At 45.4% G+C, this 21,774-nt stretch carries 22 protein-coding genes; 6 read left to right on the top strand and 16 right to left on the bottom strand.

What is annotated here, in order from left to right; translation table 11 throughout:
- Nucleotides 1–11: 11 nt before the first annotated feature.
- The 12 genes from hisIE to BUB99_RS07695 form a co-directional block, all read right to left on the bottom strand.
- Nucleotides 12–605 carry a bifunctional phosphoribosyl-AMP cyclohydrolase/phosphoribosyl-ATP diphosphatase HisIE gene (gene hisIE, locus BUB99_RS07745; RefSeq protein WP_073121202.1) on the bottom strand — a complete coding sequence of 198 codons (594 nt, stop codon included), beginning with the start codon at nucleotides 603–605 and terminating at the stop codon, nucleotides 12–14.
- Nucleotides 606–677: 72 nt separating this feature from the next.
- Entirely contained in the window at nucleotides 678–1,433 is a 756-nt protein-coding gene (hisF, locus tag BUB99_RS07740; RefSeq protein WP_073121200.1) for an imidazole glycerol phosphate synthase subunit HisF, read from the bottom strand.
- The gene (gene hisA, locus BUB99_RS07735; RefSeq protein WP_073121198.1) at nucleotides 1,423–2,142 is read right to left on the bottom strand and encodes a 1-(5-phosphoribosyl)-5-[(5-phosphoribosylamino)methylideneamino]imidazole-4-carboxamide isomerase; all 720 of its coding nucleotides are present in this window, start codon (nucleotides 2,140–2,142) and stop codon (nucleotides 1,423–1,425) included. Before hisA ends, hisF begins: the two co-directional genes overlap by 11 nt.
- A gap of 15 nt (nucleotides 2,143–2,157) precedes the next feature.
- Complete coding sequence (locus BUB99_RS07730) at nucleotides 2,158–2,442, bottom strand: type II toxin-antitoxin system RelE/ParE family toxin (RefSeq protein ID WP_073121196.1); 285 nt, start codon at nucleotides 2,440–2,442, stop codon at nucleotides 2,158–2,160.
- Nucleotides 2,424–2,657 carry a hypothetical protein gene (locus BUB99_RS20220; RefSeq protein WP_119845356.1) on the bottom strand — a complete coding sequence of 78 codons (234 nt, stop codon included), beginning with the start codon at nucleotides 2,655–2,657 and terminating at the stop codon, nucleotides 2,424–2,426. The genes BUB99_RS07730 and BUB99_RS20220 overlap by 19 nt, the downstream gene beginning before the upstream one ends.
- Before the next feature lie 80 nt (nucleotides 2,658–2,737).
- Nucleotides 2,738–3,325 carry an imidazole glycerol phosphate synthase subunit HisH gene (gene hisH, locus BUB99_RS07725; RefSeq protein ID WP_073121194.1) on the bottom strand — a complete coding sequence of 196 codons (588 nt, stop codon included), beginning with the start codon at nucleotides 3,323–3,325 and terminating at the stop codon, nucleotides 2,738–2,740.
- Nucleotides 3,322–4,455: a bifunctional histidinol-phosphatase/imidazoleglycerol-phosphate dehydratase HisB gene (hisB, locus tag BUB99_RS07720; RefSeq protein WP_073121192.1), complete on the bottom strand. Its 1,134-nt coding sequence runs from the start codon at nucleotides 4,453–4,455 to the stop codon at nucleotides 3,322–3,324. The genes hisH and hisB overlap by 4 nt, the downstream gene beginning before the upstream one ends.
- A gap of 38 nt (nucleotides 4,456–4,493) precedes the next feature.
- Nucleotides 4,494–5,531 (bottom strand): histidinol-phosphate transaminase, encoded by a 1,038-nt coding sequence (gene hisC, locus BUB99_RS07715; protein ID WP_073121190.1) that lies wholly within the window; start codon nucleotides 5,529–5,531, stop codon nucleotides 4,494–4,496.
- Nucleotides 5,532–5,537: 6 nt separating this feature from the next.
- Entirely contained in the window at nucleotides 5,538–6,833 is a 1,296-nt protein-coding gene (hisD, locus tag BUB99_RS07710; RefSeq protein WP_073121188.1) for a histidinol dehydrogenase, read from the bottom strand.
- Nucleotides 6,830–7,687 (bottom strand): ATP phosphoribosyltransferase, encoded by an 858-nt coding sequence (gene hisG, locus BUB99_RS07705; protein WP_073121800.1) that lies wholly within the window; start codon nucleotides 7,685–7,687, stop codon nucleotides 6,830–6,832. The genes hisD and hisG overlap by 4 nt, the downstream gene beginning before the upstream one ends.
- A gap of 268 nt (nucleotides 7,688–7,955) precedes the next feature.
- Entirely contained in the window at nucleotides 7,956–8,702 is a 747-nt protein-coding gene (locus tag BUB99_RS07700; RefSeq protein WP_073121186.1) for a ZIP family metal transporter, read from the bottom strand.
- Complete coding sequence (locus tag BUB99_RS07695; RefSeq protein WP_073121183.1) at nucleotides 8,699–9,451, bottom strand: class I SAM-dependent methyltransferase; 753 nt, start codon at nucleotides 9,449–9,451, stop codon at nucleotides 8,699–8,701. The genes BUB99_RS07700 and BUB99_RS07695 overlap by 4 nt, the downstream gene beginning before the upstream one ends.
- Nucleotides 9,452–9,650: 199 nt before the next feature.
- Between BUB99_RS07695 and BUB99_RS07690 the strand changes: the two genes are divergently transcribed.
- The gene (locus BUB99_RS07690) at nucleotides 9,651–10,052 is read left to right on the top strand and encodes a globin (protein WP_073121181.1); all 402 of its coding nucleotides are present in this window, start codon (nucleotides 9,651–9,653) and stop codon (nucleotides 10,050–10,052) included.
- Nucleotides 10,053–10,057: 5 nt separating this feature from the next.
- Here the strand turns inward: BUB99_RS07690 and BUB99_RS07685 are convergent, their stop codons facing one another.
- Entirely contained in the window at nucleotides 10,058–11,077 is a 1,020-nt protein-coding gene (locus BUB99_RS07685) for an FAD:protein FMN transferase (protein WP_073121179.1), read from the bottom strand.
- 179 nt (nucleotides 11,078–11,256) lie between these two features.
- Here BUB99_RS07685 and ruvB point away from each other — a divergent pair, with 179 nt between their 5' ends.
- Both ruvB and queG read left to right on the top strand, forming a co-directional pair.
- A complete protein-coding gene (ruvB, locus tag BUB99_RS07680; protein WP_073121177.1) occupies nucleotides 11,257–12,285 on the top strand; it encodes a Holliday junction branch migration DNA helicase RuvB in 1,029 nt (342 codons plus the stop codon).
- Nucleotides 12,282–13,217: a tRNA epoxyqueuosine(34) reductase QueG gene (queG, locus tag BUB99_RS07675; RefSeq protein WP_073121175.1), complete on the top strand. Its 936-nt coding sequence runs from the start codon at nucleotides 12,282–12,284 to the stop codon at nucleotides 13,215–13,217. Before ruvB ends, queG begins: the two co-directional genes overlap by 4 nt.
- Nucleotides 13,218–13,251: 34 nt before the next feature.
- On the opposite strand, the gene BUB99_RS07670 is transcribed toward queG, so the two are convergent.
- The gene (locus BUB99_RS07670; RefSeq protein WP_073121173.1) at nucleotides 13,252–13,758 is read right to left on the bottom strand and encodes an outer membrane beta-barrel protein; all 507 of its coding nucleotides are present in this window, start codon (nucleotides 13,756–13,758) and stop codon (nucleotides 13,252–13,254) included.
- A gap of 143 nt (nucleotides 13,759–13,901) precedes the next feature.
- Here BUB99_RS07670 and BUB99_RS07665 point away from each other — a divergent pair, with 143 nt between their 5' ends.
- Entirely contained in the window at nucleotides 13,902–15,944 is a 2,043-nt protein-coding gene (locus BUB99_RS07665; RefSeq protein ID WP_073121171.1) for a M3 family metallopeptidase, read from the top strand.
- A 59-nt stretch (nucleotides 15,945–16,003) separates the two neighbouring features.
- Here the strand turns inward: BUB99_RS07665 and BUB99_RS07660 are convergent, their stop codons facing one another.
- Nucleotides 16,004–16,429, bottom strand: coding sequence for a hypothetical protein (locus BUB99_RS07660; protein ID WP_073121169.1), 426 nt, complete (start codon nucleotides 16,427–16,429; stop codon nucleotides 16,004–16,006).
- 204 nt (nucleotides 16,430–16,633) lie between these two features.
- Here BUB99_RS07660 and BUB99_RS07655 point away from each other — a divergent pair, with 204 nt between their 5' ends.
- Nucleotides 16,634–18,040, top strand: a complete 1,407-nt coding sequence (locus BUB99_RS07655) for an MATE family efflux transporter (protein WP_073121167.1) — start codon at nucleotides 16,634–16,636, stop codon at nucleotides 18,038–18,040.
- Between the two features lie 148 nt (nucleotides 18,041–18,188).
- Nucleotides 18,189–20,192 carry an ATP-binding protein gene (locus BUB99_RS07650; protein ID WP_170863754.1) on the top strand — a complete coding sequence of 668 codons (2,004 nt, stop codon included), beginning with the start codon at nucleotides 18,189–18,191 and terminating at the stop codon, nucleotides 20,190–20,192.
- A gap of 27 nt (nucleotides 20,193–20,219) precedes the next feature.
- On the opposite strand, the gene gpmI is transcribed toward BUB99_RS07650, so the two are convergent.
- Nucleotides 20,220–21,740, bottom strand: a complete 1,521-nt coding sequence (gpmI, locus tag BUB99_RS07645; protein ID WP_073121163.1) for a 2,3-bisphosphoglycerate-independent phosphoglycerate mutase — start codon at nucleotides 21,738–21,740, stop codon at nucleotides 20,220–20,222.
- Nucleotides 21,741–21,774: the final 34 nt, after the last annotated feature.

Raw genomic sequence — 21,774 nt, 5'->3', positions numbered from 1 at the left:
ACCACCTTTTTTTATTTGTGTCGTTCGTCCAATACCTTTACGACATCCTCTAGCGAGTAGCCTTTGGCTCTGAGGAGTATCAGGTAGTGGTACATCAAATCTGCCGACTCGTTGAGGAACAAGCCTTCGTCATTGTCTTTTGCCTCGATGACGACTTCTACAGCTTCTTCTCCTACTTTCTGAGCCACCTTATTGATGCCTTTTTTGAACAGAGAGGAGGTGTATGATTTTTCGTCTGGGTTGTCGTGACGGTCTTTGATGACTGCTTCTAGTTGAGAGAGAAAACCATAGCTTGCTTTGTTTTCTTCGCCCCAGCACGTGTCTGTTCCTTTGTGACAGGTAGGTCCTACGGGATTGACAGCTATCAACAGCGTGTCATTGTCACAGTCTAGTTTGATGTCTTTTAGCTCTAGGAAGTTGCCACTTTCTTCGCCTTTGGTCCAGAGCCTTTGTTTGCTACGGCTGTAGAAGGTTACCTTGCCCGTTTCTTGGGTTTTAGTCAGTGCTTCTTGATTCATGTAGCCTAGCATCAGGACGTTCTTTGTCTTAGCGTCTTGAATGATCGCAGGTACTAGTCCATCAGTTTTTTCGAAATCTATATTCATAAGTATGTAGTCGTTAGTCGGAGTGTGTAGTCAATTGCCCTTTGGGTTTTTGTCTATTGTTTCCAGACTGATTTATATTCTCATCGCTATTCCTTGCGATTTTAGTTCCTGTTTTAGTGTTGGGATTTCAATTTCTTTGAAATGAAATACGCTGGCGGCCAGTGCTGCATCTGCTTTGCCATGCACAAAGGTATCCGCAAAATCTTGAATACTCCCCGCTCCGCCCGAAGCGATGATCGGGATGTTGACCATGTCGGACATTTTAGCCAGTGCTTCGTTGGCAAAGCCGGCTTTCGACCCATCGTGATCCATCGAGGTGAACAATATCTCGCCTGCACCACGGCTTTCTGCTTCGCGCACCCAGTCAAATAAATCAATCTCGGTAGGGACTTTCCCTCCTACCAAATGCACCTTCCAGTTGCCATCTATCTGCTTGGCATCCACCGCGAGTACGACGCACTGACTCCCAAACTGTGCCGCGAGTTCGTCGAGTACTTTGGGTTCTTTGACCGCCCAGGAGTTGATCGATATCTTGTCTGCGCCACGATGCAACAAAGTGTAGACATCTTCCACAGATTTGATCCCACCACCGACGGTGAATGGGATGTTGACTTTCTCGGCGACTTTCTCCACGAGCTCTGCGGTGGTTTTTCGGCCATCTCCAGTGGCGGTGATATCGAGGAAGACGAGTTCGTCGGCCCCTTGCTCCGAGTAGATTGCAGCAAGTTCGACAGGGTCTCCGGCATCACGTAGGTTGACGAAGTTGACGCCCTTGACGGTACGGCCATCTTTGATGTCCAGACATGGGACGATTCTTTTAGTCAGCATATGCTTCGAGTTGTTTCAGTGAGATCTTGTTTTCGTAGATGGCTTTGCCGATGATGATGCCGTCCATTTTTAGTGCAGCTGCGGCCTTTACATCTGTGATGTCTTTGACGCCACCGCTAGCGACTATCTTTTGTTTTGGAAATTCACGCATCAGGTCTTCGTACAAATCTACGGCGATTCCTTGCAACATACCGTCTTTGCTGATGTCTGTACAGACCATATACTGGTTGCCCATTGCTTCGTATTCTTTGATCAGGTCAAAAAGGTCTACTTGAGATTCTTCTTGCCAGCCGTTGATGGCGATCTTGCGATTGGTGGAGTCGGCACTGAGGATGATTTTTTCACTCCCGAACTTCTGGAGCCACTCACCGAACAAGTTTTTGTTTTCTAAGGCTACACTGCCGAGGTTGACCTGAGCAGCACCCGCATCAAAAGCGATGTTGATGTCTCTGTCCGAACGAATACCTCCCCCAAAATCGACGATCAGCCCTGTGTGAGCAGTGATGCTTTCAAGTACTGCTGCATTTTTGATTTCACGAGCTTTCGACCCATCCAGATCTACGAGGTGGAGGTGTTTGATACCCGCCGCTTCGAATTCCTTAGCCACTTCGAGTGGATTTTCGTTGTATATTTTTTTCTGGTCATAGTCACCCTTGGTGAGTCGGACACACTTGCCATCTATTAGATCTATTGCGGGAATGATACGCATAATTATATCTTCAGTTTATCGGGGTTTCTGCGAGAGTCCCATACTCTCAAAATTCTTATTTCTTTTGGGGGTTGTCTGATAGAAAATCAAATAGTTGAGGACTGGTTTTACTCGTACATCATCAAAATCAGAAACTCTACCTGTATTAGGGAATACTTTGAGGGTTAAGACTGACTTATTAACGAGTTTGAATAGCTTGGCACTGTACTGGCTATTTCCTGTTTTATCTACCCAGTATTCAACAATCCTTTGAAGATCAAAAGCCGCTTTGGCTGTCCAAATTATTTTTCTTTCAGCCATCCTTCAATTTGATGGTTGACTTCTGTATGGCTGAATGTTCGCCCTGCTTCAATGTCATCAATTCCTTCTTGAATAGCTGCTTTTTGAGCATCACTTAGTGTCATGATCTTCTGACTCATTTCGAGTTCAAGGGTTACCATCTCCAAAATTTGGTTTAAAATGGTTTCTTCTTTGATCAGTTTTAATTTTTCTGTTATCTGTTCTAAGGTACTCATGGTGTAAAAATACCTAATCTATCGATGATTTTCAATTTCAACTTCGATCCTTGACTCCCAACTATCCATTTCCGACTAATCTACATCTCAATAAAATTCTTCAAAATCTGCTGGCCAAATGTCCCACTCTTTTCGGGGTGAAACTGGCAGCCATAGAAGTTGTCTTTGTGAAGTGCCGCACTGAAGGGGGTTGGATAGCTCGCTTTGGCAATCGTCCATTCCGAATCCGGTACGTAGTAGGAGTGCACAAAATACATGTACTCTTTCTCTTCCAGTCCGTTGAAAATCGGTGTTTTCAACGCTTCGATTTGGTTCCATCCCATGTGTGGCACTTTCACTGCTCCTCCAGCGAACAACTTCACAGGCAAAGGAAATATGCCGAGCCCTTGGGTGTTATTTTCTTCGGATGACTCACACATCATCTGCATGCCGAGACAGATGCCTAGGAAGGGCTGCTTGGCATTTTGGATCACCTCGATCAATCCGTAGTTTTCCAGTGCTTTCATCGAGCTACTTGCCTCACCTACGCCAGGGAAGATGATTTTGTCTGCGGATTGGATCTCTGGGGCATCTCGGCTTAGCATCGGTGTGATGCCCATGCGCTCCAGCGCAAACTTGACCGAGCGAACATTGCCAGCTCCGTAATCTATTATTACTACTTTACTCATAGCATCCCTTTGGTTGATGGCAGGATCATTTTGTCTTTGTCTTGTTTGACGGACATTTTGATGGCTTTCGCAAAAGCCTTGAAAATGCCTTCGATCTTGTGGTGTTCGTTGTCTCCTTCTGCTTTGATGTTGAGGTTGCACTTGGCTGCATCAGAGAAGGATTTGAAGAAGTGGAAGAACATCTCGGTAGGCATCTTGCCGACCATTTCGCGTTTGAACTCCGCATCCCATTCGATCCAGTTTCGTCCTCCGAAATCTAAGGCTACCTGACAGAGGCAATCATCCATCGGCAGGCAGAAGCCGTACCTTTCGATTCCTTTTTTGTTGCCTAGCGCTTCGGCGATCGCCTCGCCGAGGGCTATGCCAGTGTCTTCGATCGTGTGGTGTTCGTCTACTTCGAGATCACCTTTGACTTGGATTTTGAGATCCAATAGTCCGTGTTTGGCGATCTGATCCAGCATGTGATCAAAGAACTTGATGCCCGTGTCGATATCGGCTTGGCCTGTGCCGTCTAGTTCCACTTCGATATCGATATCAGTTTCTTTGGTGGTACGCTTGACGGTACCCTTGCGTGAACCGCGACTGACGAGGTTGTAGATATCTTCCCAATCAGTGGTTGTCAGCGCGATGGAGGGTTGCAATTCTTCTACCTTGGTAGATATTTCCTCAGCGCCCAGCCCTTCTTCTTGTTGGATGAAAATCGCCTTTGCACCCAAGTTTTTTGCCAATTCTACGTCTGTGATACGGTCACCGATCACGTATGAATTGGTCAAGTCATAACTGCCATCCATGTACTCGGTGAGCATGCCGGTGCGCGGCTTGCGTGTCGGAGCATTGTCAGCAGGGAAGCTGCGGTCGATTTTGACTGCATCGAACTTTACTCCTTCGTTTTCAAATGCCTGCATGCACTTGTTGTGCGCTGGCCAAAAGGTGTCTTCTGGAAAAGAGTCCGTGCCCAAACCGTCTTGGTTGGTGACCATGACGAGTTCATAACCGAGCTTGGCGATTTTGGCCATCCACTGGAATGCCCCAGGGTAGAATTCCAGTTTTTCCAGAGAGTCTAGTTGGTAGTCCACTGGAGGCTCCAATACGAGGGTGCCGTCTCTGTCGATGAATAGTACTTTTTTCATAATAGATATTTGGTCAACTTAGGTAGTCAACGGTTTCTTTATTTCTTTTCGTAGTCTGTTATTCCGTCCAGCAATCGCTGGTTTTCCTCGGGTGTACCGATGGTGAAACGAAGGCAGTTGGCACACAAATGTTCTTTGGAGCGATTTCTTACGATCACCTTTCTCTCTAGTAAGAAATCATACAAAGCGTTGGCATTTTCGACCCGAGCGAGTACAAAGTTGGAGTCCGATGGGAACAACTCTTGGACACAAGGCGACTGAGCCAGTGCCGCTTCTACTTTCTTCTTTTCGTCCAGGATAATCGCCAGTTGCTTTTTGAATTCGTCCTCTTGGTTTAGCGCCTTCAGTGCCGCTTCTTGGGATAGCACATTGACGTTGTAGGGAGGTTTGATGGCGTTGAGTACACGGACGATTTCTTCGGCCGCAAAACACATACCTACTCTCAGGCCTGCCAACCCCCAAGCTTTGGACAGGGTCTGGCATACGATGAGGTTGGGGTAGCGGTCTAGCTCGGTGAGCCAAGAATCCGTCTCTGCAAAATCTATATATGCCTCATCAATCACGACGATTCCCTTTTTCAAATCCAGAATCTGACGAATCTCCTCTTTGTTGAGCAGATTGCCCGATGGGTTGTTAGGCGAGCAGATGAAGAACAGCTTGGTATGCTCGTCTGACGCAGCGATCATTTTTTTTGCGTCAAGCGAAAATCCTGCATCCAAATTGACTTTTCGAAGTTCCACGTCATTGATCTCTGACAAGACGGGGTACATGCCGTAGCTCGGGTTGTGTGAGATGACATTGTCCACTTTGGGTTCGCAGAATGCGCGATAGATGAGATCCAGCACTTCATCGCTCCCATTTCCGAGTAGGATTTTCTCTGGTGCGATGTTTTTGATCTCACTTAGGCGTGCCTTGACGGGTTTTTGATAGGGGTCAGGGTAGCGATTGACGCCATTGTCAAACGGGTTTTCGTTGGCATCTAGATAGACCTCTGCTACGCTATCAAATTCGTCACGTGCCGAGCTGTAAGGCGTCAGCGACTGTATGTTCTTTCGTAAAAGACTTCTTATGTTCATGGCTTTTTATTCGCCTCGTGTTTTTAAATAATCTAACCGTACGGTGACGGCATTTTTGTGTGCGTCTAGCAGTTCGGCTGCCGCCATGTGTTCGATGGCAGGGCCTATATTTTGTATGCCTGTGGCCGTGATTCTCTGGAAGGTGATTTTCTTCATGAACGAATCCAAATTCACGCCGCTGTATGACTTGGCATAGCCATTGGTTGGTAGGGTATGATTGGTGCCCGAAGCATAATCTCCCGCGCTCTCCGGGGTGTAGTTGCCGATGAATACCGACCCTGCGTTCCGAACCTGATCAAGGTAGAAGTCCTCGTTTTGGACACAAAGGATGTAGTGCTCTGGTGCATATTCGTTGATGAAGTCCACACAGTCCTGATCCTCTGCGATGCAGATGATTTTGGAGTTGGCGATGGCTTTTTGGGCGATCTCTTTGCGGGGCAGTACGGCGAGTTGCGCTTCCAATTCGGATTGGATCGCTCTGACTTGGCTCTCACTTTTGATTACACAAATCACTTGACTATCGATCCCATGCTCGGCTTGGGATAGCAAATCAGATACGACGAAAGCCGGTACAGCGGTTTCATCTGCCATGACGAGCAGTTCTGATGGACCTGCAGGCATGTCTATTGCGACACCTAGTTGTGCGGCTCGCTGTTTGGCAGCTGTGACGTATTGGTTGCCTGGCCCGAAAATCTTGTCCACTTTTGGGATACTCTCAGTGCCGAAAGTCATCGCGCCGATGGCTTGGATGCCGCCGACTTTGTACACTTGCTTGACGCCCGCGTATTGCGCGGCGAAGAGAATCGCTGGGTTGACCGACCCGTCGGATCCTGGGGGGGTGCAGAGTACGATTTCGTCGCATCCTGCTATTGTAGCAGGGATGGCAAGCATCAGTACGGTCGAAAACAAAGGGGCTGTCCCACCAGGGATGTATATTCCTACTTTTTGGATGCCTTTGGCTTCTTGCCAGCACACTACGCCAGGAGCCGTTTCGACTTCTACACGTCCAGGTTTTTGGGCGGCATGAAAGGTCTCGATGTTTTGGGCAGCCAATTGAATGGCCGCTTTGAGTTCGTCAGAGATGCGCTGCTGGGCCGCTTTGATTTCTTGATCCGAGACAACAGATGAAGACAACTGTGCCTTGTCGAACCGCTCGGTAAACGACAAGACAGCTTGGTCGCCATTTGTCTTGATCGCATCAAATACACCATCAACCGTGGACTGCAAGTTTTGCTGCTCGAGTACAGGGCGCTGTGTCAGTGCTGCCCATTCTGATTTTTTGGGATAGAGAGAGACGATCATAGTACCATTTTTTCGATTGGGACGATGAGTATTCCTTCTGCACCGGCAGCTTTCAGTTGGTCGATGACTTCCCAGAATTTTCCTTCCTCGATCACGGTGTGTACTGAGCTCCATCCTGCTTCTGCCAAGGGCAGTACCGTAGGGCTTCTCATCCCTGGGAGCATGTTGATCACACCATCGATTTTGTCATTGGGTACGTTCATGAGGACATACTTCGATTTTTTACCTTTTTGTACCGCATCTAGTCTGAATAGAAGGGTGTCCAGTAGTTCTTCTTGCTCTGGGGTCAATTTTTTGCTTTTTACCAAAACGGCTTCAGATATCAAGATTTGATCCGCTTCCTTGAGGCCGTTTTTAAACAAAGTACTGCCTGAGCTGACCAAGTCACAAATCCCTTCGGCCAAGCCGATGTTGGGAGCGATCTCTACGGATCCTTTGATGACGTGGATGTCGGCTTTCACGTTGTGTTGGTCAAGGTATTGCTGAAGGGTGTTGGGGTAGGAGGTAGCGATACGTTTGCCGTCGAAGTATTGTACGCCTTCATAGTCCAGTTCTTTGGGTACAGCAAGAGATAGCTTACATTTGGAGAAACCGAGTTTTCTCACTACTTCTATATCGTTGCCTGCCTCGACCAGGAGGTTTTCGCCGACGATAGCAATGTCTGCCACACCATCTTCTACATATTGGGGGATATCACCATTTCTCAAATACAATACATCCATCGGGAAGTTAGACGCGCTGGCCTTCAATTGATCTTTGCCATTGTCAATGTGAATGCCGCAGTTCTTCAATAGACCAATAGAGTCGTCGTTTAATCTTCCGGATTTCTGAACTGCGATTTTTAATGTACTCATGTTTCTGTTTTTAAAGTCTGGGTGTTCTGGAAAGGGCAAAAAAAATCCCGTCCAAAATTAATCAGACGGGATTGATAAAAGTATTTTTTAGACACAACTATATCACCTCGCCTGAGCGTTTCATTGTATGGTGATGATGTTGTCTGTTTGTTGTCATAACTATTGCCGCAAATGTAGGAAAAATAACGGGTTTGCAAACGGCTCGATCGTGAATTATTTCAGAGAGTTTGTCGAGCAAGGATATGTTTTGGATTGCCATTATATGGTTTTAAAAGATCATTTCTGAAAGGACAGCCAAGCCTGCACCAAAAAGGCTGATGATGAGTTTGCGTGAACTCCAGCGGTGTCCGGGGCTCGATTCCAAGAATATCGTCGTAGAGATATGGAGGAAGTTTCCCGAAACGAATGCAAACAATAGGACCATGCCTGTCGAGTCGAGCAATCCGAAATCTCCTAGAAAATGCCCCGTAAATACCCCGATTGGTGAGGCCAAAGCAAAGATCGTCAGCAAGATCAGTTGTGTCTTGCGAGACTTGTATTGGCAAGCGAGTACCGAGATCAGCGCCAGAGCTGCAGGGATTTTGTGAAAGATGATGCCTGCTAGTAGAGTGCCTTCGGTATGATCGGTATGTACGCTCCCGGGATGAGCGAGTAGCGTACCCTCGAGAAAACCGTGGACGCTGAGTGCGACCATGAGCGAGATGCTTTTGAGGGTCGTATGCCCTTCTTCCCCTTTGTGATGATGGTGCATGTGCCCGTGCTCTACGCCATCGGTGAAGTATTCTAGTACTTGTTGAAAAAAGAACCCTAGGAGTATGAACCCGCCTACGTGCAGGTGGTCTTCTCCTGCTTCGAATATCTCAGGTAAGATGTGGATGATGGTGACCGAAAATAGAAACGAGCCCGCAAACACGAGCAAGTGCTTGATGTTTTTGCTGATGATGTCTATGGAGTTGATCGCAAGGATACCTCCGAGGAAGGCGGACAAGAATAGGATTACGGCGCTTTTGATCATGCGGGTTTTTGTATCACAAAGATGAGACGATCGGATTTTTCTTTTTCGTAAGGAGCCAAACTATAGTCTCCGAATAAATCTAACACCTTAAGCCCATTTGCGTCGAAATAGTTCAAAAAATCTGTGCGGCGAATGGCTTTTACCTTTTCCATGTAATCAAAGTGCTGGCCGTGATCATCCACGGAGATGTTTTTGACGATGTATTGATCGTCGGTGTATTCGCGGCTGATCTTGAAGTGTATGTTGTCGATGGTTTTATCTTCTGCCTCGACGAGGTGATTGACCACCACATAGGGATTCAGGAAGTCGATCAGCAGTTTCCCCCCAGGCTTGAGTGAAGCAACCGTGGCACGGATCACGTCCAAGTTTTCGTCGATCGAGTCAAAATACCCAAAGGATGTGAACAGATTGAAGACATAATCAAAGGCCTCTGGTCGATAGATGTCTCGCATGTCGTGGATATCGAAGTGCAGCGTGTTGTTCTCCTTTGTCTTGGCAAAGGTTATATTTTGCTCGGAGAGATCGACTCCAGTCACATCAAAACCCTTTTCGTTGAGATAGATCGAATGACGGCCTTTGCCACAGGCTAGGTCTAGGATTTTGGCATTGGCCGAAAGGTCAAAGTATGTGATGAGGTTGTCTAGGAAACGACCTGCTTCAGTATAATCTCTGTTTTTGTATAAAATGTGGTAATAGATGGTGTCAAACCATTCATCAAACCATTCTTTTTTCTGCGCTTGTTTCTCCATTCGAGCGCAATATTAATGCGCGGGGCTAAGAAGACCTAGTCTTGCTAAGGATCGGCGTGTCGAAAAGCTGCTGAAAGCTTGTCATATGGTGGTGTTGATGAGAATATAATCACCTGATTAGATGATTCACATCATGTGGCTTGGCTCAAGGCACGTCAAAGAGTGCCCTAGTTTTGTGTGCTAAATCAGTTGATGTATTATGACAGAAAAAGTAACGCAAGTAAAGCTTAGCTATGGTCGCTGTGCTGTTTCACCTAAGTTTTTTGAAGATTTCTATGATGATTTTATGGACTCGTCACCTTTGATTCGGGCACGGTTTGAAAATACTGACATGGAGGCACAAAGAGCGCTGCTGAGGCACGGGTTGTCTCACCTCATCATGTATGCAGCAGGGAGTCATGCTGCAGGCATGAAAGTAGACCGGCTAGCGGACTCTCATGCCAAAGGAAAGTTGGATATCCAACCTTGGATGTATGATCACTGGATTGAATCACTGATTAGAACCGTCCCTCGTCATGACAAAAAAGCTAATGCGCAATTGTTGTCAGTATGGAAGGAAATGATTCAGATGGGTGTAGATAAAATGATTTCTGCTCATTAGGTTTATTACTTTATAATCTCTACTACGGGTTGAACACCTAGCGAAATGTAGGTGTCTAGGCTACCGTCTTCTTTAGAGAAGATCAAAAATCCATCGATCTCTGGGGTCGCTTCTAAGAGCTTAATGGATTTTTCTACGCCTAATACCATGCAGGCTGTGGCATAGCCGTCTGCGAGTGCGCAGTTGGGAGCGTAAATGGATGCGCTAAGTAGATGATGCCTCACAGAGTATCCCGTATATGGGCTAATCGTGTGCGAGATAATTCGCCCTTCTTCTTGGTAGTAGTTGCGGTAGTTGCCGGAGGTCGCCAGCGCGGTGTTTTTTATGAAAGTAGTTGCAAATAGATTGCCCACTTCTGGAGTCATTTCAGGTTTTTCGATTCCAATTTTCCAATAAGTTCCATTTTCGTTTTTCCCTCGGCAAACTACTTCGCCACCGATCTCTACCATGAAATTTTTGATGCCATTGGCGAGGATGTAGTCTGCGATCACATCTACGGCATAGCCCTTGGCTGTGGCACTGAAATCCAGTACTACGCCTTTGTTCTTTTTTGCGCTCGTCGCATCGAAGGTTACCTTATCAAAGCCGATATTGACGATCAAAGAATCGATCAGACTGCTATCTAGTGATATTTTCTTCTCTGGTCCAAAACCCCAAGCGTTGACTAATGGGCCGATGGTAGGGTCAAATGCGCCGTTGCTTTTGTCATAGATTTCTCGGCTGGTCATCAACATCGGGTATAGGTAAGGCGTCAAATAAGTCGCGGTATCTGTTGTGTTAAACGTCGAGATTTCAGAGTTGGGGATGTAGGTAGATAGTGAGTTATTAAAGTCCACGAGTAGGGAGTCAATGTCGTTTTGGAGATCCCGCCCAGCTAGATCCATATACTTGATCGAATAGGGTACTACACCCATCGTCGTACCTGTGATGTGTATGGTCTTGGGCTCATCTTCCTTGTGCATTTGCCTCCAAACAATGAGGATGCCGAGGGCTAGTACGATGAGGAGTATTCTTCTTTTTTGCATGTGATCGTGTCGATATGGGAGCGCAAAGAAATCGAAGAAAGACTAGAAAGCGAAATGTATGGCTTGGCTAGTGGAAATGATTCCTGTCATAATCATTATTTTTGCCACCATCGGTAGGGTATTGGCATAGGATTGATGGGCTTTCCTTGTAATTTAGCCATCAATAGGTAGAATCTAATATGAGAGAAGATTATTTGAATCCAGAGGGTGAGGATATGGTTCCTGAAGAAATTGAGTTCGAAAAGGCACTGAGGCCTTTGTCATTCGATGATTTCGCAGGACAACAAAAGGTAGTGGACAACATCAAGGTGTTTGTACAGGCAGCCAAGCAACGTTCCGAGCCATTGGATCATGTGCTACTGCATGGCCCTCCAGGGTTGGGAAAGACGACGCTATCTCATATCATCGCCAATGAACTGGATGCTAGCATCAAAATCACCTCAGGGCCTGTACTCGATAAACCAGGTGACCTAGCGGGGCTATTGACTAATCTGGAGCCAAATGACGTTTTATTCATTGACGAAATACACCGGCTCAATGCTGTTGTGGAAGAGTACCTCTACTCTGCGATGGAGGATTATCGGATCGATATCATGTTGGATTCAGGCCCAAATGCACGCTCTGTACAGATCGGCTTGAACCCATTTACGCTCATAGGCGCGACTACTCGATCGGGGTTATTGACCTCTCCGCTCCGTGCCCGGTTTGGTATCAATGCCCGACTGGAGTACTATGATGCGGAGTTGCTGTCTGGGATTGTCAAACGTTCATCTGCTATACTGAATACGCCGATAGAAGAAAATGCAGCGTTAGAGCTGGCGCGAAGGAGCCGCGGGACTCCTCGTATTGCCAACAACCTACTGCGTCGCACGAGGGATTTTGCTCAGATCAAGGGAAATGGCACGATCACCAAACCCATCACGGATATGACACTGGAGGCATTGGATGTGGATGCCAATGGCTTGGACGAAATGGACAACCGTATTCTATCCACGATCATTGAAAAATTCAAAGGCGGGCCTGTGGGACTGTCCACGATCGCCACGGCATGTAGCGAGGAGGCCGATACGATAGAGGAGGTTTACGAGCCGTTTTTGATCAAAGAAGGCTATATCAAACGAACCAGTCGTGGACGAGAGTGTACGGAGCTGGCCTATAAGCATTTGAATATCGTACCTCCATCTCGTACAGGAACTTTGTTTGATTGATTTTGGATCAGACTAAGCTCACATATTTCATCAAACAAAAAGCGACCGAAGAAGGCTTTTTGTCTTGTGGGATCGCAAAAGCGGAATTCTTGGAGGAGGAAGCGCCCAAGTTAGAAAAGTGGCTTAACCAAGGCATGCATGGGGAGATGGCCTACATGGCCAATCATTTTGACAAGCGTCTTGATCCAAGAAAACTTGTCGATGGTGCCAAATCGGTGATCTCTCTGCTGTATAATTACTACCCTGAGAAGAACTTGGCAGAGGAGGACAATTACAAGATTGCCAAGTACGCCTATGGCAAAGATTACCATTACATCATCAAGCCTAAATTGAAGACTATTCTCAACGAGATCATCGAGCACGTAGGGGATGTAAATGCACGTGTCTTCGTGGATTCTGCACCTGTCCATGAGCGTGCCTGGGCTGCTAAAGCGGGGCAAGGCTGGGTAGGTAAAAACTCCCTGTTGCTTAATAAGCAGAGTGGCTCTTTTTTCTTCTTGGCAGAAATCATCCTCGATGTGGATCTAGACTATGATGGGCCAGTCAAGGACTACTGTGGTACCTGCTCCAAGTGCATGGATGCTTGTCCGACTGATGCGATACCTGAGCCTTATGTGGTGGATGGGAGTCGCTGTATTTCTTACCTCACCATAGAGCTGAGAGATCAGATTCCTGAGGAGTTTCGGGGCAAGATGGAAAATTGGGTGTTCGGCTGTGATATCTGTCAGGACGTATGTCCTTGGAATCGTTTCTCAAAAAAGCATCAGGAGGAGGCTTTTGTACCTCACGATAAACTGGAGGGAATGTCAACGTCTGATTGGGAGGAGATCACCGAGGAGATGTTTCGGGAGGTATTCAAAGGGTCGGCGGTGAAGCGGACTAAGCTAGAAGGACTGAAGCGAAATATTTCTTTCGCAAAAAAGAATGCCTAACACCTCTACGAGCAGAAGTGTTAGGTTGGTTTTGTTACTCTTTGAAGGTGTAGTATATACCGACGTTGAACATGGATTGAGGGGACATCTCTAGCTCAAATTTGAAATCTTCTTGAATCAGGCCTACAGTGGCTACTCGACCCACCATGCCCCATCTCGGTGCAACGCTCAAAGCAAAGCCAGCATCTAAGAAAGCATCAAAATAGGTGTCTGAGGTGTCACTTCCTCCACCATCTAGTGCATCAACATGACTATTGACCAATCGACCATTCGCACCAATGTATAGACCAAATTTTTCGCCAACTGACCACCATTTTCTGAGGTAAACATGTGGAGCGATTGTGTTAGAATTATCAGTACCAGAAAAAGACAGTACAGCACCGAGCTGTAGCTCATCCGATAACCAATAACCGGCCTCAGGAGCTACTTTCCAGTCATCATTGTAAAACATGATGCCGCCCCCGACGTACATACTGCCTTGCTGTGCATACATCGTGTTTGCAGCGAATAGGATCACTACTAGGAATAATAATTTTTTCATGTGTATTAAATTTATGTTCTAGTTAAAATTTGTCAAAAACCAGTTGGTATGCAACCTCGGGTTGTAAATAATTTGTTAATTGAAATCGTTCTGAGCAAAATTGCGTCTCATACCAGTAAGTGAATCTGAATAAATAGATAGATATGTTAGAGAATAATCCCTTGTTATTGCCATTTGATAGCCCATTTGAAGTAGCTCCGTTTTCGTCCATCCGACTAGAACATTACAAGCCCGCGATCGAAAAGCTCATAGAATCATCACTGTTAGAGATTGATAAAATCGCTGCGTCTGTAGATGCGCCGACTTATGACAACACCATAGTGGCGTTAGATCGCAGTGGCAAGCAGCTCTCGCAGGTAGCAGAGGTGTTTTTTAATCTTAATTCTGCGGAGACTTCTGAGGAAATGCAAGCATTGGCTTCTGACCTGTCTCCAATCTTGACAGATTTCAGCAATGCGATTATGCAAAATGCGATTTTGTTTGACCGTGTGAAAACTGTGTATACTGCTACCGATCAATCGCTCCTTGATGCAGAAGATAGCATGTTGCTAGAGAAAACCTACAAGGGCTTTATCCGAAGTGGTGCTAACCTGAGTGATGAGGATAAAAAGAAATACGCTGAGATATCAAAAGAGCTGGCTCAACTTCAACTCAAATTTGGGGAAAACGTGTTGGCAGAGACGAATGCCTACGAGATGATTATCGAGGATGAAAAGGATCTGGCAGGATTGCCAGAAGGGATCAAAGAAGGAGCTGCTGCGACCGCAGAGGCCAAAGGGCATAAAGGTAAATGGATGTTTACACTACAGGCACCGAGCTTTGTGCCTTTCATGGAGTATGCAGACAATCGTGCGCTCCGAGAAAAAATGTTCCGAGCCTATATGTCCAAGGCATTCAAGGGCGACAAGTTTGACAATCAAGAGAATGTAAAGAAAATAGTCGCGCTGCGTCAAGAGAAAGTAGCACTGCTAGGCTATGAGAGCTATTCGGACTATGTACTGGAAGAGCGCATGGCTGAGTCTGCTGACAAGGTCGAGGCATTCTTGAACGATCTACTGACCAAAGCTACCCCAAAGGCCAAAGCGGAAGTAGAGGCTGTGAAGGCTTTTGCTAAAGGTCAAGGGTTCGAAGGTGAGCTGGAGCGATGGGACTGGTCATATTACTCGCAGAAGCTTAAAAATGAAAAATTTCAGATCAATGACGAAATGCTTCGTCCTTATTTTAAACTGGACAATGCAGTAAAAGGCATCTTCGATGTAGCCAACAAGTTGTATGGGTTGACATTCAAACATAACCCTGAGATACCGGTGTATCATCCAGATGTCAAGGCCTACGAGGTATTGAATGAAAAAGGAGAACACGTGTCAGTATTCTTCGAAGATTATTTTCCTCGTGAGGGGAAAAGAGGTGGTGCATGGATGACTTCTTACAAGAGTCAATACAAAGACGGAATAGATCATCGACCTATCGTGTCTATTGTGTGCAATTTCACACCAGCGACAGGCGATAAGCCATCACTATTGACATACAATGAAGTCGAAACGCTTTTTCACGAGTTTGGTCATGCGCTACATGGTATGCTCGCCGATAGCAAGTATTCGTCACTGAGTGGCACGAGTGTCTACTGGGATTTTGTGGAACTACCCTCACAGATTTTGGAAAACTGGCTACAGGAGAAGGAGTGTCTTGATTTATTTGCAAAGCACTATGAGACAGGAGAACCGATCCCAGAGGATTATATCCAGAAGATTAAGGATTCGTCTAACTTCAATGAGGGCTACCAGACCATGCGTCAGTTGAGTTTTGGACTCATGGATATGGCTTGGCATTCGCTCAAAGCGGATGAGATTCAGGTAGATGACGTGAGAGCATTTGAGCAAAAAGCTATGGCGCAGACGGAGTTGTTTGGTGCGATTGAAGGAGCGTGCATGAGCACGCAGTTTAGTCACATATTCCAAGGGGGCTATGCCGCAGGCTACTACAGCTACAAGTGGGCAGAGGTGCTCGATGCAGATGCTTTTTCTGTCTTCAAGGAAAAAGGGATCTTCAACAAAGAAGTTGCCACCTCCTTCAAAGAGAACATTCTTTCGCGAGGCGGTAGTGAGCATCCGATGGAGCTGTACAAGAGATTCAGAGGGCAAGAGCCTACGGTGGATGCTTTATTGGAGCGAAGTGGGCTCAAATAAAAATAGACTTGTGCTATCGAGAGGATGTTTTACAGTTCTCTCGATGGTCAAACTACCAGTCATGGTCTATCTATAATCATTTCTATGTGTGTGGGATGTTGATCATTTATAGGATCATTATGTTTAACGGGATACAGTATTTGTGTGAGCTTGATCTGATAGGAATCTATTTTTGCCACATCGGGTTTGTCAGAGTCACCTACTGAAAGCTCGAAAGGCTTGTGATTTAGGTAGCCACGCATCGTGAAGCTCCCCCAGCGAATGCAAACCACATCTTCAGGGCATAGTGAGTTTTCTAGGACTGATTCGAAGTAGATAGGAACGTCTGTATCACGAATGGTCAGTGTTTCTCCGTCAGAGATAGAGAATGTTTCGCCCAAGTAGATATATTTTTCAGTATCGGAGGACTTACAGCGCTGTAGCAGTAGCGCCACTAGCAGGATAGCGACGAGTGTGCCTATGATTAGGGTGGTTTTTTTCTTCATATTCATAAGACCCGATAGAAAGCCGTATAGTTGGAAAGTTTTTTATATGGATACATGTGTATCAAGATTTAAAAACTACGTACCTTGCATCACCAAAAAAAATAGTATTGTCATGTTAATAGTAAGAAAGAATTGCCCCGCCCTCATGTGCGTCTAACCTAGACGCCAGATCAGCTTCTTTTATTTACTTATAACCATATTCTGATGACATCTCTATTTAATAAAATCAATAAAATATATAAATATTTTCTGCTCGCACTGCGTGGAGAGGAAACGGAGTTTACCACTGGTAGTATTAATAAGGCTATTTTTTTACTGTCCGTACCGATGGTGTTGGAGATGGTGATGGAGGCCCTATTCGCTGTGGTGGATGTCTACTTTGTCGGAAAAGTCAGCGTAGATGCTGTAGCGACTGTGGGGCTCACTGAGTCTGTGATGATGATGGTATACGCTATTGCTATCGGACTAAGTATGGCTGCTACTGCAGTAGTTTCTCGTCGTGTAGGAGAGAAAGATTATAAACGAGCAGGGGATGCCGCATTTCAAGCGATTTTGATTGCAGCCATTTTTTCGGTGGTCATTTCCTTTTTTGGGATCATCTATGCCGAGGATATACTAAGGTTGATGGGCGGGTCTGAAGCGCTTGTCTCCAAGGGGTTCGGGTATACGCGTGTCATGCTGGGGGGGAATCTTTGCATCATGCTGTTGTTCCTGATTAACGCCATCTATCGTGGAGCAGGTGACGCATCCATGGCGATGCGTTCGCTATGGATAGCTAATGGGCTGAATATCGTGCTAGATCCTTTGTTCATATTTGGATGGGGACCTATCCCAGCTTATGGTGTGGAAGGAGCAGCTATTGCGACGACTATTGGTCGTTCGATGGGTGTGTTTTATCAAGTCTTTGGGCTACTGTCAGGTAGCCGTATTATCAAACTAGGGTTAGAAAACATTAACCTGCGATGGAAAACCATCAAACGGATTTTCAATATAGGGCTTGGAGGCATGGGGCAGTTTCTGATCGAGTCGGCCAGCTGGTTATTTTTAGTGAGGATTATTTCGGAGTTTGGCTCTGCTGCTTTGGCTGGTTATACGATAGCGTTTCGTATTATCGTCTTTACGATTTTGCCCTCTTGGGGGATGGCCAATGCTGCTGCGACTCTAGTAGGGCAGAACTTAGGCGCGAACAAGCCTGATCGGGCAGAGAAGTCTGTTTGGTTCACAGCGCACCTTAATACTGCTTTCCTTTTTGCGGTCTCTATTTTGTTTTTCATCATGGCGCCAGATTTTGTGATGATTTTTACCGATGATTTGGTTGCGACAGAATATGGAGCTACCGCTTTGCGGATCATCTGTGTGGGATATATCACCTTTGCCTATGGCATGGTGATCAGTCAGGGCTTCAATGGTGCGGGAGACACGAAGACACCGACGATTATGAACATCATATTCTTTTGGCTGGTTCAGATTCCACTGGCTTATGTACTTGCTTTTGTGTTCGAACTTGGATTCAAAGGAGCAATTTCTTCTGTTGCAGTGGCCTTTGCGCTACATGCTTTGGCATGCATTTACTGGTTCAGAAAAGGTAAATGGAAATTAATTGAGGTGTGATTGATCTAACGCCTTTTCGCTATCGAGGAGGTGAAGAAAAGTGGTGATTACTGAGACCGTGACGGGAACGTGGGTCAAAATTCTATATTGAATAGAAAACCATTTATTTTGATATGCTTCAGTTTTGAAAAATATGTATCTTTTCGATATGAAGAGATACATACTTGTTTTATTATCCTTCCTCCTGTTGTTATCTTCTTACAGTTACTCTCAGTCACTGCGCGTTGAGGGGATTAAAAAATCACTGTCCACTGCCAAAGAGGATAGTAGTAAAGTGCGCCTACTCAATGAATTGGTACACGAGCTGTCATATGGGGACAAGTATGAGGCATTGCCGAGAGTTTATCAATCTATTGCTTTGGCGAAACGTATTTCTTTTGATGACGGGTTGTATGATGCGTATGACCTATTAGGAGTGATTTATCTAGATAAAGGGATTTTAGATTCGGCTGAAATTTTTATGTTGAAGGCGCTCCGGTACTACGAGAAGAAGGACGATCAGCAATCTTTATTCAAAATCTATCAAAACCTCGGGCATGTACATGTGCAGCGAGGTAGTTTTGAGAATGCAGAAAGCTATTACAGTAAAGAGTACGCTATTGCCAAGCGGTTAGGAGATCATCGCCTAATGGGTAATGCACACAATGATAAGGCTTCTTTATATATCAATATAGGCTGGAATAGCATAGAGGTGAAAAACGATACCGTAGCGCAGATGAATTATTTCGAAAAGGCTGTGCCACATATTCATAAAGCTATTGGTTATTTTAAACAAGCGGAGTACGAAAGAGGAGTCGCTTTGGCTTATGGTAACCTAGCGATTTTGCAGGAAGAAATGTATGAGCTGGATGCGTCTAAACAGAGTATGCAAGCGGCAATGGCCTATTTTGAGCGCATGAACTATACGGTGTATCTGGTATCTGCCTACAATCATTTCAATAAGATTTATCAAAAAATGGGGCTCTACGATAGCGCATTGTTTTACTTGGAGAAGAGCCTCGACTTATCTCGTGTCTTAGAAAGTAAGATTGATACTCGAAATGTTTATGGTCAGTTTAGCTCACTGTATGTTCAATTGGGAGACTTTGAAAAAGCCCTTTCCTATCATCATCAGTACGACGAACTCAATGATCAGATCCTCTCCGAATCTAAGCAGGCTACTATAGATGAACTAGAAGTCGCCTATGCGATGAACAGAAGAGATCATGATTTGGCATTAAGTGAACTGGAGAACAAAAAGCAAAAAATAGTGATCGTATCTGGGGCAATTTTGATGATTGCTTTAATGTTGATGATGTTTTTCTTCTGGAAAAAAGGCCAGAAAGAAAAAAAGCTCAATATTGAACTTGCGCAGAAATCAGCTCAATTGAAGAAGAGCAATTTGCTCATTGCGCAGCAAAACGCACAACTCACCGAGTCTTATAATGAACTGAATAATTTGACTGCAGTGGTTGCACATGATCTTCGTACCCCACTTAACAATCTGAAAGCACTCAATAGCCTTGTGAAGATGTCCGGGTCTTTAAATCCGGAGCAACATGAGCTTCATGATAAGTCACTACAGGTGATAGAAGGGGGAGAATCTCTGATCAACGATATAGTGAATCTCACGCGCATGGAAAATGTAGCAGAGGTTAGTTTTGAGCAGCTGCATTTGAACAGTTGGATGGCAGAAGAGATAGAGATTCATGCGGCTTATGCAGAGCAGAAGAACATCTCTTTTGAGATGCATGCTAGTACGGATGAAATCTACCTAGTGACAGACAAAGAGAGTTTGACACGTATTATGGATAATTTGTTGTCCAATGCCATTAAATTTTCTAACCCTTCGAAACGAGTATTGGTCATGTTACAAGATACGGGTGATGATGTGACAATCAGCGTCACAGATCAAGGACCTGGCATGACCGATGAGGATGTGACGAACGCGTTTCAACGATTCAAAAAGCTGTCTGCTAGACCTACGGGTGGAGAGAACTCTACAGGTCTAGGCCTATCGATTGTGAAGACGCTCGTGGAAAAACTAGGGGGTACGATTACTATCGAATCACAGTTGGGTGTTGGTACGACATTTCATATGAGACTTGCCCACTCAAAAGGGAACAAACAAAGCTTAAACGAAAAAAACCGAAGCGGTATCGCTTCGGTTTGATAAGAATTTGTATAAAGCTGGATGATATTAGATTAATATATCTCCGGTCATTTCTTTTGGAATATCTACACCTATCATCTTTAGAATTGTAGGTGCTAGATCACCAAGTTTTCCATTCTTTACGGGTTCTTTTATGTCGTCATCGACAAAGATACACGGCACCAAGTTAGTCGTGTGTGCGGTGTTCGGAGAGCCGTCAGCATTGACCATGATATCAGAATTGCCATGATCAGCGATGATGATCGCAGAGTAACCGTTAGCCTGAGCGGTTTCCGCTACTGATTTAGCACATGCATCTACTGTCTCACAGGCTTTGACTGCTGCCTCGAATACGCCCGTATGACCTACCATGTCCGCATTGGCAAAGTTGAGACAGATGAAGTCTGCATCTCCTTTTTCCAACTCTGGATTGATTTTGTCACGGATATCTGCAGCACTCATTTCTGGTTGTAGATCGTAGGTCGCTACTTTAGGAGAAGGACACAAAAGTCTAGTTTCTCCATCGAAGGCTTCTTCTCTACCACCAGAGAAAAAGAACGTTACGTGAGGGTACTTTTCAGTCTCTGCGATACGGATTTGCTTTTTTCCAGCAGCAGCGAGTACTTCACCGAGGGTGTTGACGAGGTTGTCTTTGTCATACATGACCGTCACACCTTTGAAGGTGTTGTCATAGTTGGTCATAGTGTAATACTTCAGAGACAGCTTTTTCATTCCAGCTTCTGGAAAGTCTACTTGAGTCAGTGCTTCGGTGATTTGACGACCTCTATCCGTACGGAAGTTAAAGCAGATCACTACATCATCTTCTTCGATAGTTGCTAGAGGCTTACCTTCTTCGTCTACGTGTATGATAGGTTTGATGAACTCGTCAGTTACGCCATCTGTATAAGATTTTTCTACGGTAGCGATCACGTCATTGGTTTTTTCTCCCTCACCGTTGACCATGGCGTCATAGGCGAGTTTGACTCTTTCCCATCTTTTGTCTCTATCCATGGCATAGTATCGTCCAGTTACAGAGGCGATTTGGCCAGTCGTAGCATCTAGATGCTTTTGTAGGTCTGTTAGGAAGTTTTTTCCGCTTTTTGGGTCCGTATCACGACCATCAGTAAAGGCATGAACAAACACATCTTTTAGACCATAAGCTGCTGCGCCATCGCTGAGTGCTTTGACATGGTCGATGTGGGCGTGGATTCCACCATTAGATACGAGACCTATAAAGTGGACTTTTTTCTTATTCTCTTTTGCATAAGCAAAAGCTTCTAGTAGTGTTTCGTTTTTGGCCAATGAACCATCTGCTGCTGCTTTGTTTAGTCTAACGAGATCTTGATAGACTACTCGTCCTGCACCGATGTTCATGTGTCCTACTTCGGAGTTACCCATTTGCCCTTCGGGTAGACCTACTGCTAGTCCAGATGCCTCCAATGTGCTGTTGGCATATTTGCTATACATAGCGTCTACGAAAGGAGTTTTTGCGCTGTTAATCGCTGACACCTCGGGATTTGTACCTATTCCCCAGCCGTCTAGTATCATTAATATTACCTTCTTGTTCATAGGCGCAAATATAGAATTTGCTTTGCTCCTATCG

The sequence above is a fragment of the Reichenbachiella agariperforans genome (assembly GCF_900142205.1).
Taxonomy (GTDB): domain Bacteria; phylum Bacteroidota; class Bacteroidia; order Cytophagales; family Cyclobacteriaceae; genus Reichenbachiella; species Reichenbachiella agariperforans.
This window is presented reverse-complemented; position numbering and strand designations above follow the sequence as displayed.